The organism is Lentzea flaviverrucosa (genome assembly GCF_003350445.1).
In the GTDB taxonomy this organism is placed as follows: Bacteria; Actinomycetota; Actinomycetes; order Mycobacteriales; family Pseudonocardiaceae; genus Lentzea; species Lentzea californiensis.
This window is the reverse complement of sequence record NZ_QQAU01000007.1, coordinates 278,957-292,440: the sequence shown is the minus strand read 5'-3', so window position 1 is coordinate 292,440 and position 13,484 is coordinate 278,957. Positions and strand designations below refer to the sequence as shown.

At 69.7% G+C, this 13,484-nt stretch carries 9 protein-coding genes; 4 read left to right on the top strand and 5 right to left on the bottom strand.

What is annotated here, in order from left to right; genetic code table 11:
• The first annotated feature begins 165 nt into the window (after nucleotides 1-165).
• Both DFR72_RS23510 and DFR72_RS23505 read left to right on the top strand, forming a co-directional pair.
• Nucleotides 166-555, top strand: coding sequence for a hypothetical protein (locus DFR72_RS23510; RefSeq protein ID WP_090065237.1), 390 nt, complete (start codon nucleotides 166-168; stop codon nucleotides 553-555).
• A gap of 119 nt (nucleotides 556-674) precedes the next feature.
• On the top strand, nucleotides 675-3,686 hold the full coding sequence (locus DFR72_RS23505; protein WP_245983398.1) for an amidohydrolase family protein: 3,012 nt from the start codon (nucleotides 675-677) through the stop codon (nucleotides 3,684-3,686).
• Here DFR72_RS23505 and DFR72_RS23500 read toward each other — a convergent pair.
• Entirely contained in the window at nucleotides 3,680-4,624 is a 945-nt protein-coding gene (locus DFR72_RS23500; protein ID WP_090064891.1) for a ketopantoate reductase family protein, read from the bottom strand. The two genes, DFR72_RS23505 and DFR72_RS23500, sit on opposite strands and share 7 nt — an antisense overlap.
• Nucleotides 4,625-4,694: 70 nt before the next feature.
• Here DFR72_RS23500 and DFR72_RS23495 point away from each other — a divergent pair, with 70 nt between their 5' ends.
• Nucleotides 4,695-5,306 carry a TetR/AcrR family transcriptional regulator gene (locus DFR72_RS23495; RefSeq protein ID WP_090064890.1) on the top strand — a complete coding sequence of 204 codons (612 nt, stop codon included), beginning with the start codon at nucleotides 4,695-4,697 and terminating at the stop codon, nucleotides 5,304-5,306.
• On the opposite strand, the gene DFR72_RS23490 is transcribed toward DFR72_RS23495, so the two are convergent.
• Nucleotides 5,261-5,701, bottom strand: a complete 441-nt coding sequence (locus DFR72_RS23490; protein ID WP_090064889.1) for an NUDIX hydrolase — start codon at nucleotides 5,699-5,701, stop codon at nucleotides 5,261-5,263. The genes DFR72_RS23495 and DFR72_RS23490 overlap by 46 nt on opposite strands.
• A gap of 54 nt (nucleotides 5,702-5,755) precedes the next feature.
• Here DFR72_RS23490 and DFR72_RS23485 point away from each other — a divergent pair, with 54 nt between their 5' ends.
• Entirely contained in the window at nucleotides 5,756-6,694 is a 939-nt protein-coding gene (locus DFR72_RS23485; RefSeq protein ID WP_090064888.1) for a phosphotransferase, read from the top strand.
• 91 nt (nucleotides 6,695-6,785) lie between these two features.
• On the opposite strand, the gene DFR72_RS23480 is transcribed toward DFR72_RS23485, so the two are convergent.
• The 3 genes from DFR72_RS23480 to metH all read right to left on the bottom strand — a co-directional run bounded on the left by DFR72_RS23480 (nucleotide 6,786) and on the right by metH (nucleotide 13,442).
• Nucleotides 6,786-8,708 carry a putative bifunctional diguanylate cyclase/phosphodiesterase gene (locus DFR72_RS23480; protein ID WP_143086679.1) on the bottom strand — a complete coding sequence of 641 codons (1,923 nt, stop codon included), beginning with the start codon at nucleotides 8,706-8,708 and terminating at the stop codon, nucleotides 6,786-6,788.
• Nucleotides 8,705-9,739 carry a sugar ABC transporter substrate-binding protein gene (locus DFR72_RS23475; protein WP_090064886.1) on the bottom strand — a complete coding sequence of 345 codons (1,035 nt, stop codon included), beginning with the start codon at nucleotides 9,737-9,739 and terminating at the stop codon, nucleotides 8,705-8,707. The genes DFR72_RS23480 and DFR72_RS23475 overlap by 4 nt, the downstream gene beginning before the upstream one ends.
• Before the next feature lie 127 nt (nucleotides 9,740-9,866).
• The gene (gene metH, locus DFR72_RS23470; RefSeq protein ID WP_090064885.1) at nucleotides 9,867-13,442 is read right to left on the bottom strand and encodes a methionine synthase; all 3,576 of its coding nucleotides are present in this window, start codon (nucleotides 13,440-13,442) and stop codon (nucleotides 9,867-9,869) included.
• Between the last annotated feature and the right edge of the window lie 42 nt (nucleotides 13,443-13,484).

Sequence of the window (13,484 nt, the reverse complement as noted above, 5' to 3'; positions counted from 1 at the left end):
GTCTCAACCCATCTCAACGCACAGACCGGTCAGTTTGTTCGCTTCGCCCGCGATAGACGTCCATCACAGGTGTTCTCGCAGCTGAGGAGCAACCGGAAGCGGGCTGGAGAGTCCTCTTATCAACGCCAGAACCACCGCCTGACCCGACAACATAGAGTGGGCGACATGATCTTCTACACCGACGAGGAGAGCCGCACGCTGCGCACCGCCGTGTACGGCGCCATGCTGCTGGTTTCCCACGCCGACCCCGGCCCCGTGCTGGAGGAACGCTTCGCCGGCCTGCGCGCTCTCGCGAACCTGTCACCCGACCTGCGCGTCGTCCTGGGCAGCGCCCGCCCGTCCGTGCCCGCCGGCACCGACGAGGAGATCGAGCCAGTCGTCCTGGAGGCGCTGCGCTCCTCGATGAAGACCCTCACGGCCAAGTCGCCGGAGGACGCCAAGGACTTCCCGCGCGCGGTGCTGGCGATCTGCCGCGAGGTGGCCGAGGCCGACGGTGTCGTCGTCGAGGCCGAGGACGCGATGGTGGCCCGCATCGAGGGTGCGCTCGCCCTGTAGTCCGTTCGCGGGGACCAGTGTCCCGCATGCTGGGCGCTGGTCCGAACGGTCGATGGCGCAACGCTTCCGCGGTGCCAGGGTGGGGTTCCTAGGGGAACACCATTCGGGGGAGTGCCGCTGTGGAACTGTCGCGCCGCGAACTGCTGAGCCGCACCGGTCAGGCCGCCGCCGTCGCCACCGCCGCGTCCGCGCTCACGATCGGCACCGCCGCTCAGGCGGAGCCCGGCGAGCGGGTGAGGCTGACGCAGGGCACCAACATCTCGGTGGCGCGGTCGCGGGACGGCAAGTGGCTCGCCATCGACCTCGTCACCGCCATCTGGGTTCTGCCTCACACCGGTGGGGAGGCGCGCAAGCTCACCGACGAGCTGCAGGACGCCACGCTGCCGTCGTTCGGACCGGGCGGCCAGATCGCGTTCCAGTCCTATCGGAACGGCAACTACCACCTCTGCGTGATCGGGCTCGACGGCAAGGGGCTCAAGCAACTCACGCGGGGTAAGTACGACCACCGGGAGCCCGCGTTCTCGCCGGACGGCCGGCACCTCGCGTTCGTCAGCGACCGGGCCGGCAGCTACGGCGTACACCTGCTCGAACTGGCCACCGGCGCCATCACGCAGCTGACCGGCGTGCCGGACGAGGCCGCGGCGCCGCAGTGGTCGGGGGACGGCAGGCGGATCATCTTCACCGTCGGCAACGCGGCGGTCGACACCGTCACGCTGGACGGCGTCCGCGAACGGCTCGTCACGGCGCCGGCGGGCACGCAGGTGTTCGGGGCGGCGTTCGGGCCCGGCGGCCAGCCCAGCTACACGCGGATGCGGCCCGGGCAGGCCGAGCTGGTGCTCGGGACGACCGCGGTGGTCGCGGGCGAGGACGTCTTCGGGTTCGCGCCGGTCTGGGCCGGCGACAGCGTTCTCTACACTGCCGACGGCAGGATTCGCAGCCGTGCCAACGGGTCCACTGAGGACATTCCGTTCGAGGCCACGGTTCCGGTGCGCGCGAACCGCAGGCCGCACCGCGCCAGGAACCTCACCGGCGGCGCGGTCAAGGGCATCGCCGGTCCGGTCGTGTCGAGTGACGGGAAGATCGCCTTCCGCGCGTTGAACGCGCTGTACGTGCTGAGCGGCGGCAAGGCCACGAAGCTCACGGACGGCAGGTACTTCGACTCCGACCCGGACTTCTCGCCCGACGGCGGGAAGATCGTCTACGCCAGTGACCGCACCGGTGTCGCGCAGCTGTGGTTGCGCGATCTCACTTCCGGGGAGGAGGGGCTGTACGCGCCGGCGCCGCACGCGCAGATCACGCCGCGGTTCTCGCCGGACGGTACCAAGGTCGCCTACCTGGACCAGGACGGCCAGGTGTGGATCACCGACCGGCAGGCGCGCAGGCAGGTCACGCCGACGCTGTTCCAGCCCGGCCGCCCGACCTGGTCGAAGGACGGCGGCACGGTCGCCCTCGCCGCGGTGAAGCCGTTCTCCCGGCGGTTCCGCGAAGGCACCAGCCAGGTCCTGAGCATCGACCTCGTGAGCGGCGAGCTGAAGTACACCGAGCCGATGCCGTTCCGCTCGATCGCCACCCGCGGCGACGACGGCCCGGTGTGGTCGCCGGACGGCAGGCACCTCGCGTTCGTCGTCGAGAGCGTCGCGTGGGTCGTCCCGGTCGACGGCAAGGGCACCTTCCAGGGCGAGCCGCGCCAGATCACCCGCGAGGTCACGGACTCGCTGGCGTGGCACGGCGACGACGCGTTGGTGTACCTGAACAACGGCCGGATCCGGAAGTCCACTCTGGACGGCAAGGTCACGACCATCCGGCACGGCCTGACCTGGCGCAAGCCGAAGGCGCCCGAACGCAAGGTGGTTCGCGTCGGCGCTTACTGGGACGGCGAGGCACACGGGCTCAAGCGCAACGTCGACATCGTCGTCGAAAACGGCACCGTCGAGGAGATCCGTCCGCACCGCGGCAAGGCGGACGTCGACGCGTCGGGCCTCACCGCCATCCCCGGCCTGATCGACGCCCACAACCACTGGCACCTGCGCGGCCGCCAGTGGGGCGCCCGGCAGGGCAACGTCTGGCTCGCGTACGGCGTCACGACCGTCCGCTCACCGGGTGACCCGGTCTACCAGATGGTCGAGACCAGGGAGGCGCTGGCGGCGGGAACCTTGACGGGGCCGCGGTTCTACGCCACCGGCGAGGCCGTCGACGGTTCACGCGTCTACTACAACTTCATGCGTCCGACGCTCAGCAAGGCCCAGCTCGACCTCGAACTGCGCCGCGCCCACGAGCTCGGCTACGACATGATCAAGACCTACGTCCGCCTGCCCGTAGAGCTGCAACGCGCCGCCGTGCAACGGTCCCGGGTCCCGCTGTCGTCCCACTACCTGTACCCGGCCGCCAACATCGGCATGGACGGCATGGAACACGTCGGCGCCACCAACAGGCTCGGCTACTCCCACACCATCAGCAGGCAGGGCAAGGCCTACCAGGACGTGGTGGCGCTGTTCACCAGGTCCGGCATGTCGATGACGCCCACGCTGTTCCAGTCACGTGCCCTGTACGACGACGACAAGTCGTTGGTCACCGACGAACGCACCCGCGTGCTCTACCCGTCGTGGGAGTACGAGCGGTACCTGGCCGACGCCAACGCCCAAGGCACCCCGGCGGCCACCGCGTCCCGCGCGGTGTTGAAGGGCTGGGTCGAGTTCGCGCTGAACGTCCACCGGGGCGGCGGGTTCGTCATCACCGGCACCGACGCGCCGCTCGACAGCCCCGCCACCGCCACGCACCAGAACCTGCGCGCGCTGGTCGAATACGGCTTCACGCCGAGGGAAGCGCTCATCACCGCGACCCGCAACCCGGCGAGGTGGCTGGGCCTGCCGCTCGGCGCGATCAGGCCCGGTGCGCCCGCGGACATCGCGTTCGTCCGGGGCAACCCGCTGGCCGACGTCAAGGCGGCGGCGAACGTCGAGCAGGTCATGGTCGGAGGAGTGCTCCACCGGGTGCCCGACCTGCTCGCGCCCTACCGGCAGCAGCCGCAGGCCCTCACGATGTCGGCCGCGCTCGACCCGTTCCCGTCCGCGGAGAACAAGCACTGGTGGCACGAGCCGGAGTGGGCCGAGCGCGTCTGCTGCGATCACTGAACGGGTGCCGCGAAGCTCGGTTCCGCCGCTGCCAGCCGCGGTGCGGCCACGCCCAGCCGGCGTGCCTCCGCCAGCACGTCCCGGCAGATCGCCCGCGGCTCCTCGGCCGTGGGGTCGGAGTGCGTCGCGAAGTTGTCGCGCACCGGCCCGAAGTGAGCGGTCAGCCAGGCGAACAGGGGAGCCGCCAGCCAGGTCGGCGCGCGGAACAGCAGTGCGCGGCGTCCCACGACGACACCCCGTGCCTCGACCAGCGGCAGCAGTTCGCGCCCGGCCAGCAACGCCTCGCGCAGATCGCGCCTGCGTCCCGCGAGATCGGCCAGCGCGCCCAGCCTCAGCCCCTGCGAGAACAGCCCGGCGTCCGACACGAAGTGGATCAGCAGCCAGCCGCGGAAGTCCGGTTCCTCCCTGATCCGGAACCCCGCCTCGCGGAACACCCGCCGCACGACCCGTCCCCGTTCCGCCTGCGGGCCGACGGTTCCGAAGAGGACGGACGGCAGAATGGCGCCACGCAGCACACCGTTCTCGCCGAAACCGCCGCCCGCCAGGGGAAAGCCCCACGCGACCTGCTCGGCGGGCAGCGCGCCGATCGCGTCCAGCGGCTCGGCCCAGATGTTGCCGAAGACCAGCACCGTGGCCCTGCCGACGCGGGGTGCCAGGAAGTCCGCCGCCTCGGTCAACCGGTGGTGCCCCACGCTCAGCACGATCAGGTCGAAGTCGTGGTCCGGCCCCAGTTCCTCGCGCAGGCGCACCGGCCACTCCCGCACGACGCGCTGCCCCCGCAAGCTCCGCCGCATGTCGAGCAGGTCGAGACTGGTCGTGTCCCCGTACTCCGCCGCGCGGCCGGGCCGGACGTAGAACTCGACGTCGTGCCCGGCCTGTTCCAGCGCCCAGCCGTACACGGTGGCGATCACGCCGCGGCCGAACATCAGGATCTTCACGGTCCACCTCGTGGGTTACGATGTAAGTGGAGACAATCTCCACTTTCGAAGCTAGGGAGGCAGGTGCCGTTTGTCAACGCGAGGCAGTGACAGGCCGCTGCGAGCGGACGCCCAGCGCAACCGCCAGGCGCTGCTGGCCAAGGCCAGGGAGATCTTCGAGTCCGGCGAGTTCTTCGACCTGCGCTTCGACGACTTCGCCCGGCTCGCCGGCGTCGGCACGGGCACGCTGTACCGCCACTTCCCGACCAGGGAGGCGCTGGCCGAGGCGGTCTACCACGAGGAGGTCGTCGCGCTGTGCGACCGGGCCCACCGGCTGCGGGAAACGTCGCCCGCCCTGGAGGCCTTGTCGACGTTCCTCCGCGAGTTCGTCGGCTACGTGCACGAGCACCACGGCCTGGCCCGGACGCTGACCACGCTCATGGCCACCGGCTCGGAGACGCTCGCCGAGGGCAGCAGGGCACTGGAAGAGGCCGTCACCGGCCTGGTGACCGCCGCTGCCGAGGAGGGGACCGTCCGGGGCGACGTGGGGGCCGGCGCCGTCATGATGGCGCTGCACGGCATCGGAGCGGCCCACGAGCGCCCGGAGTGGCGGGCGGAGGCCGACGGCGTCATCACCCTGGTGCTGGACGGGCTGGTTCAGCGGGCCCAGCCGAGCAGCCCGAACGACTCCCCGGCCAGGTAGCCGATGATCCCGGCGGCGGAGTAGGAGAGGAAGTCCTCCGGCAGCGCGTCCAGCTCGAACCACCGCAGCTCCGAGCACTTCTCCGGCTCGCGGTTGACCGGCTCCCCGCTCCACCGCCGGACCTCGAAGAACAGCCCGAGCCTCGGTTCCACACCGGATCCGTTGGCGTGCAGGGTGTGCACGTGCCGCAGGTCGCCGGGCTCGATCACCACCCCGACCTCCTCCGAGGCCTCGCGCACGGCGCCGTCGAGCACGGACTCGCTCGCGTCGAGCTTGCCCGAGGGCAGGTGCCACAGGCCGTCGAACCGGGGGTCGGCGTCACGCCGCCGGGAGAGGAGCACCTCGCCGTCGCGCACGAGCAGGACGTGGACGTCGATCAGGTGGCGGTCGGCCATGGGCCCACCGTAAATGATCTGCGTCGAGCCGCGGGGCCGTGACACGATCTTGCCATGACAGCCTTCGCGACCCCTGAGAACATCGCCGCCCGCACCACTGCCGCACGAGACGCCGCGGTGGCGGCAGGTCGCGAACTCGGCCTGGAGATCACCGAGGGCAAGGTGCTCTACGAACTGTTCTCCGTCGTCGTGCACCTCGCACCGTCGCCCGTCGTGGCCCGGATCCCGACCGTCCTGCCGCACACCACGACCCTCGAGTCACTGGCCCGGCGCCAGCAACAGGAACTCGACGTCGCGCAGTGGCTGCACGACCAGGGCACCCCGGTCATCCCGCCGAGCACGCTCGTACCGCGCGAACCCGTGCAGCGCGACGGTTTCTCGATCACCTTCTGGCCCTTCACCGACGAGGACAAGTCCGCGGAACCGGACTACGTCAAGAACTCCGAGCTCTCCGCCGACCTGCACGAGGCACTGCGGAACTACCCCGGCGAGCTCGAGTTCCTGTCGTCGGCGGAACCGCGGTTCGTCCGCGAGGGCCTCGAAAAGCTCGAAGGCCTGGACATCGTCACCGCGGAAGACCTCCAGCGGGCACGAGCCGAATGGGAGGTCCTGGAGCCGCTCGTCAGCTCCCAGGCCGCGTTCGAGGCGAAGTTCCCCGGCATCGGACTGCAGCCCATCCACGGCGACTCACCGCCCGCGAACATCTTCGCGAGCACGACCGGCCCGCTGTTCTCCGACTTCGAGCTGATCACCTACGGTCCGGTCGAATGGGACCTGGCCGGGCTCGGCCTGGAGTACGAGGCCGCCTACAACCGCGGCGCGCGCAAGAACGGCCTGCGCGAGCTCGACGAGGAGGTGCTCCGGTTCGTCAACGCGGTCGGCGCGATCCGGGTCATCGCCTACCTGTCGTGCGCGGACCAGCTCCCCGCCATGGTCGACTTCATGCAGCCGTTCATCAACCAGTGGCGGGACACCGACTCCTACGCGCGGTGACCACGATCTTCACCACGTCTTTCACCGCTCAGCAGGGCGATGCACCCGTCTGAGGGGCGAAAGACGCGGCAAAGGTCAGTGGTCACCGCGCTTACGCGTGAGCGGCGGCCCGATCGCCAAGCCAGGCAACGATTTCCTCAGCGGGCAGCGGCTCGCTGAGGAAATACCCCTGCACCACGTCGCACCCGGCCTCGGCCAGAGCCGTCCACGTGTCCTGGTCCTCCACGCCCTCCGCGACGGCCTGCAGCCCGAAGTTCCGGGCCAGCGCCACCAGGGCGTGCACGATCGCGCTGTCGCCGGCGTCCGTGCACATGTGCGTCACGAACGACCGGTCGAGCTTCATCTCGTGCACCCGCATGCTGCGCAGGTACGAGATCGACGAGTAGCCGGTGCCGAAGTCGTCGATGGACAGCCGCACGCCCAGTTCGGTCAGGCCGCGCAACACCTCCACCGCGCGGTCCGGGTCCGAGATGATCGCGGACTCGGTGATCTCCAGCGTCAGCAGCCGGGCGGGCAGCCCGTGCCGTTTGATCAGATCGGCCACGTCGCCGGGGAACTCGGTGTGGTGCAGGCAGGCCGCGCCCACGTTCACCGAGACCGGCACCTCCCAGCCCGCGTCCGACCACGAACGGCATTGGCGCAGGGCCGCGTCGATCACGTACCGGGTCAGCGGCTCGATGAGCCCGTTCTCCTCGGCGATCGGGATGAACTCGTCCGGGCGCACCAGGCCGCGCGTCGGGTGCTGCCAGCGCGCCAGGGCCTCGACCCCGCACACCGCACCCGTGTCGGCCAGCGCCTTCGGCTGGTAGTGCAGGAACAGCTCGCCGCGGTCGATCGCGTGCCGGAGCTCCGTCACGGCCGTCAGGTGCGCGGCGCCGCGTTCGTGCAGGCGGGCGTCGTAGACGGCGACACCGGACTTCTCGCGCTTCGCCGCGTACATCGCGATGTCGGCGTGCCGCAGCAGTTCGTGGCCGTCGCCCGAGTCCGACGGGCACAGCGCCACACCGACGCTGGCCGCTATCTCCAGCTCCAGGCCCTCCAGCGTGACCGGCATGGCCAGGGCCTGGAGGATCTTGTCGCCGACCATGCTCGCGTTCTCCGCCGAGCCGACGCCGGGCAGCAGCACGGCGAACTCGTCGCCGCCCAGCCGCGCCACCAGGTCCGTGTCGCGCACCGCCCACGACAGGCGGTTCGCCACCTGGCGCAGCAGCAGGTCACCAGTGTGGTGCCCGAGCGAGTCGTTGACCTCCTTGAACCTGTCGAGGTCCACGATCAGCAACGCCAGCGGCTCGTCCTTCTTGCGCGCCTTGTCGACGGCCTGTTCCATCCGCCGCGCGAGCAGCGTCCGGTTCGCGAGGCCGGTCAGGGCGTCGTGGTGGGCCTCGTGCTCGTTCTTCGCGGCCTGGCGCAGGATCATGCGGCGCTGCCCGAGCAGCACCATGCCGAACAACGCGACCAGGGCCGCGTCCAGCACGAACACCACGATCTGCGCGATCCGCAGCCGCGCGTTCTTCTCGTCGGCCGACCGCAGGTACTCGGTGGTGTCGAGGCGCTTGACCCCGATCGTCGAGGAGATCTGGCGTCGCAACGAGGAATGCGCGAGATCCGCCTGGTCCGCCTGCAACGGGTCGGTGCCGGCGACGACCGCGCGCAGCATGTCCGTGCTCTGGTCGTACAGGGCCAGCACCTTGCCGGCCTCCGCCGCGTCGGACGGCATGCCGTTGGCGCGCAGCCACTCCAGTTCGGCGCGCGCGGAACCGACGGAGTTCCGCAGCGGCTCCACGGTCTGCTCGGTCCGCGCGACCTGCAGGTCGCGCAACGCGTTGTCGGCGACGTTGATGTGCTCCAGCACGCGGGCCCACCGCTCGCTGGTCTCGTTGAGCTCGCGCACGTGCGCTGTCGTGGCCTGCGCGCTGATGCTGCTCCACAGCGCCAGCCCCGCCAGGACCAGCAGCCCGAACGTCAGCCCGACCGTCGCCACCCTCGCGGTGGCGCGGCCCTCCCAAAAGCTCACCGTGCCTGCTCCAACGGTCGCACCCAGCTCGCCGGATCCTCGACGAAGCTGTCGATCTGAGGCTGGAAGAACTCCCTGCGAGCCTTCTCGGACTCCTGCCGGTGCAGGACCTGGTCCAGGTTCGTCGTCGTCACCGTGAGTCCCGGCGTCTCGATCCAGCCCTCCGGCAGCGCCGCGCCGCCCTTCGCATGCCTTGCGAGCAGCCAGCCTGCCACAGCGCCCTTGAGGTAGTGCTCGGGAGAGATCGACGCCACCATCGCGCCGTCCCGCACCGCCTGCAACGTTCTCGGGTCGACCCCGAACCCGCCCACCAGCCACCTCGCCGACTTCTCGGTCTTCAACGCGGCGAGGTTGACGCCGTCGCAGTCGCCCGTACCAACGAACGCGAGGGCGTTCGGGTTCGCCGCCACGAGACGTTTCCACGCGTCGCGATTCGCGGCGTCGTCACGTTGCGTGTCGAACGGGCCCAGCACCACTACCCCCGGTAGCTTTTCGGCGAACCGCCCCCGGATTCCCTCTGCCCGGTCGTCGAACCCGGCAAGGCCCGGTGCGGTGTTTCCCAGCACCACCGTCCCCGTCGCGTCCGGGGGCATTCGGCGCATCAACTCGTCAGCCAGCTTTTCGCCGAGTTCGTAGTTGTCGTTACCGACGTGGAGTTTCACACCCGAACTCGCTGTGAGCCGCATGTCCACGCCGACCACCGCGACGTGCTGGGCCAATGCCTCACCGATCGACGGCGCCATCAGCGAAGGCTCCGACGTCGCCACGGCTATTCCGCCCTTCGCGGCCATCGCCAAATCCCGGAACAACTCGACTTCCTTGTGCCCGTCCTGTCCGGGAGGACCGGTCACCGTCGCGCTGACCCCGCCGATGCGGCCGACACCCTCGTGAAAGCCGCTGGTCATCTCCTGTGCGAAGGAACCACCGGTGCGCTTCACCACGAAACCCACGTGCGGCAACGCCTGCGACTCCGCGGCGCCGCCGCAGCCCGATAACAGCACCAGACCCAGCACCAGCGCCGCAGCTCGCATGGATGACCTCGGGCTCGCTCGACCTACGGGGTGATTGATCTCCAGAGCGGCCGATGCTACATCGGATGGTGCCAAACCGGGACAACGCCTGCCGTTACCGGCAAGCGCTTTCACGTCCCGAAACCGGTCAGGCGGGCTCGTAACCGAGGTTGGGGCGCAGCCACTGCTCGACCTCCGCGAGCGGCTTGCCGTACCGCGTCGCGTAGTCCTGCACCTGGTCGCGGCCGAGCCTGCCGACGGTGAAGTACTTCGCCTCAGGGTGCTGGAAGATCAGGCCGCTCACGCTCGCGGCGGGGTTCATCGCGAACGATTCGGTGAGCGAGATCCCGATTTCCTCTTCGGCAGCGAGCAGGTCGAACAGTTCGCGCTTCACGGTGTGGTCGGGGCAGGCCGGGTAACCCAGTGCGGGCCGGATGCCGCGGAACTTCTCGGCGTGCAGGTCGGCGAGTTCCGGCTGGGCGTCCGGCTCGAACCAGTCGCGTCGCGCCCGCAGGTGGATCCATTCGGCGAACGCCTCGGCGAGCCTGTCCGCCAGCGCCTTCACCATGATGGCGCGGTAGTCGTCGTTCTGGGCCTCGTACTTCGCGGCCAGCTTTCCGGCGCCGAGGATCGTCACCGCGAATCCGCCGATGTGGTCGCCTTCGGGTGCCACGTAGTCGGAGAGGCAGCGATTCGGGCGTGACAACGGCTTCTTGGTCTGCTGGCGCAGCATCGGGATTCGCACGCCGTTGTCGAGCAGGATGTCGTCGCCTTCGGAATGCGCGGGCCAGTAGCCGTACACACCCTTCGCCTCGAACAATTCGCCGGCGACGATTTCGTCCAGCAACGTGGTCGCGTCCTCGTAGAGTTCGCGGGCCACCGGCTGGTCGAGGATCGCGGGGAACTTGCCTTTGAGCTCCCAGGCGAGGAACAGGAACGTCCAGTCGATGAACTCGCGCAGTTCACCCAGAGAGGGGCTCAGCACGCGGGTACCGGTGAATTCCGGGGTCGGCAATTCGGAGAAATCGACTTCTTCCCGATTCGCGCGCGCCTCTTCGAGCTTGAGCAACGGCACCGACTTGCGGTTCGCGTGCTGCTCGCGCAACCGGGCCTGCTCAGCGCGGTTGGTGATGTTCAGCTCGTGGGCGCGCTGGCCGTCCAGAAGGTCGGAGACGACGCCGACGACCCGTGAGGCGTCGAGCACGTGCACGACCGGCTCGTCGTAGACGGGGGCGATCTTCACGGCGTTGTGCTGCTTCGACGTCGTGGCGCCGCCGATGAGCAACGGCAGCTTCATGCCGCGCCGCTGCATCTCCTCGGCGACCGAGACCATCTCGTCCAGCGACGGGGTGATCAGCCCGGACAGGCCGATGACGTCGGCGTGCTCCTTGATCGCGGTGTCGAGGATCTTCGCGGCCGGCACCATCACGCCGAGGTCGATCACCTCGTAGTTGTTGCAGCCCAGCACGACGCCGACGATGTTCTTGCCGATGTCGTGGACGTCGCCCTTGACGGTGGCCAGCACCACCTTGCCGTTGCCGCCCGCCGTGGCCTTCGGCTCGGCGTCCATGAACGGCTCGAGGTAGGCGACCGCGCGCTTCATCACGCGGGCGCTCTTCACGACCTGGGGCAGGAACATCTTGCCCGCCCCGAACAGGTCGCCGACGACCTTCATGCCGTCCATCAGCGGGCCCTCGATGACATCGAGCGGACGCGGCAGGGCCTGGCGGGCCTCCTCGGTGTCCTCCTCGATGAAATCGACGACGCCGTGCAGGATGGCGTGCTCCAGGCGCTTGCCGACCGGGGCCTCGCGCCACGACAGGTCGACGACGCGCTTCTGGCCGGGACCCTTGACGGTCTCGGCGTGCGTGACGAGGCGGTCGGTCGCGTCCTCGCGGCGGTCGAAGATGACGTCCTCGACCAGTTCCAGCAGGTCGGCCTTGATGTCCTGGTAGACGACGAGCTGGCCTGCGTTGACGATGCCCATGTCGAGCCCGGCCTTGACGGCGTGGAACAGGAACGCCGAGTGCATGGCCTCGCGGACGACGTCGTTGCCGCGGAACGAGAACGACAGGTTCGAGATGCCGCCGCTGATGCGGACGCCGGGACAGCGTTCCTTGATCCGCGGCAGGGCGTCGATGAACGCCTTGGCGTAGCCGTTGTGCTCCTCGATGCCGGTCGCGACCGCGAGCACGTTCGGGTCGAAGATGATGTCCTCGGCCGGGAACCCGGCCTTCTGCGTGAGCAGGTCGTAGGCGCGGCCGCAGATCTCGACCTTGCGGTCGGTCGTGTCGGCCTGGCCCTGTTCGTCGAATGCCATCACGACGACACCGGCGCCGTAGTCGCGGATCGTGCGGGCCTGCCGCAGGAACGGCTCCTCGCCCTCCTTGAGGCTGATCGAGTTGACCACGCCCTTGCCCTGCACGCACCGCAGCCCGGCCTCCAGCACGGTCCAGCGGGAGCTGTCGATCATCACCGGGATGCGGGCGATCTCCGGTTCGGTCGCGATGAGGTTCAGGAACGTCGTCATCGCCTGCTCGCCGTCGAGCAGGTCGGCGTCCATGTTGACGTCCAGCAGGTTCGCGCCGCCGCGGACCTGGTCCAGCGCCACGGTGAGCGCGGCGTTGTGGTCGTCGGCCTCGATCAGCCTGCGGAACTTGGCGGAGCCGGTGACGTTGGTGCGCTCGCCGATCATCACGAACCCGGTGTCGGGGCCGATCTCGAACGTCTCCAGGCCGCTGTAGCGGGTGGTGTGCCGGGGCTTGACGACCTCGCGAGCGTCGATGCCGCGCACGGCGTCGGCGATGGCCTTGATGTGCTCGGGGGTGGTGCCGCAGCAGCCGCCGACGACGTTGACGATGCCGTTGCCCGCGAAGTCCCTCAGCAGGGCCGCGGTCTCGTCGGGGGTCTCGTCGTAGCCGCCGAACGCGTTGGGCAGGCCCGCGTTCGGGTGGCAGGCGACGTAGGTGTTCGCGAGCCGCGCCAGGTCGGCGACGTGCGGGCGCATCTCCTCGGCGCCCAGCGAGCAGTTCACGCCGACGACCAGCGGTTCGGCGTGCGCGATCGAGTCCCAGAACGCCTCGACGGTCTGGCCGGACAGCGTGCGGCCGGACAGGTCGACGATCGTCACCGAGATCCACAGCGGCAGGTCGGGCGCCACCTCGCGGGCCGCGGCGATGGCGGCCTTGCAGTTCAGCGTGTCGAAGATGGTCTCGATCAGCAGCAGGTCGACGCCGCCCTCGCGCAGTGCCGAGATCTGCTCCGCGTAGGAGGCCTTGACCTGCTCGAACGTGACGGCGCGGTACGCCGGGTCCTCGACCTTGGGCGACAGGGACAGGGTGACGTTGAGCGGGCCGACCGATCCGGCGACGAACCGGCCGCCGAACTCGTCCGCGGCCTGCCGGGCGAGCCGCGCGCCGGCGATGTTCATCTCGCGGACCCGGTCCTCGAGCCCGTAGTCGGCCTGGCCGATCGAGGTGGCGGTGAACGTGTTGGTGGTCGTGATGTCCGCGCCCGCCGCGAGGTACTGCCGGTGCACGTCGAGCACCAGGTCGGGACGGGTGAGGTTGAGCAGGTCCGGGTCGCCCGCGACGTCGAGGCGGTGGTCGCCGAACTCGGTGCCGTAGTAGTCGGCTGGCGAGAGCTTGGCCTGCTGGAACATCGTGCCCCACGCGCCGTCGAGCACGGCGATGCGAGAGTTCAACAGAGACCTGAGACCAGCCACGCGCGCTCCCGAGTAGTCGGAAGCGCCCTTGTCACGTGGTGG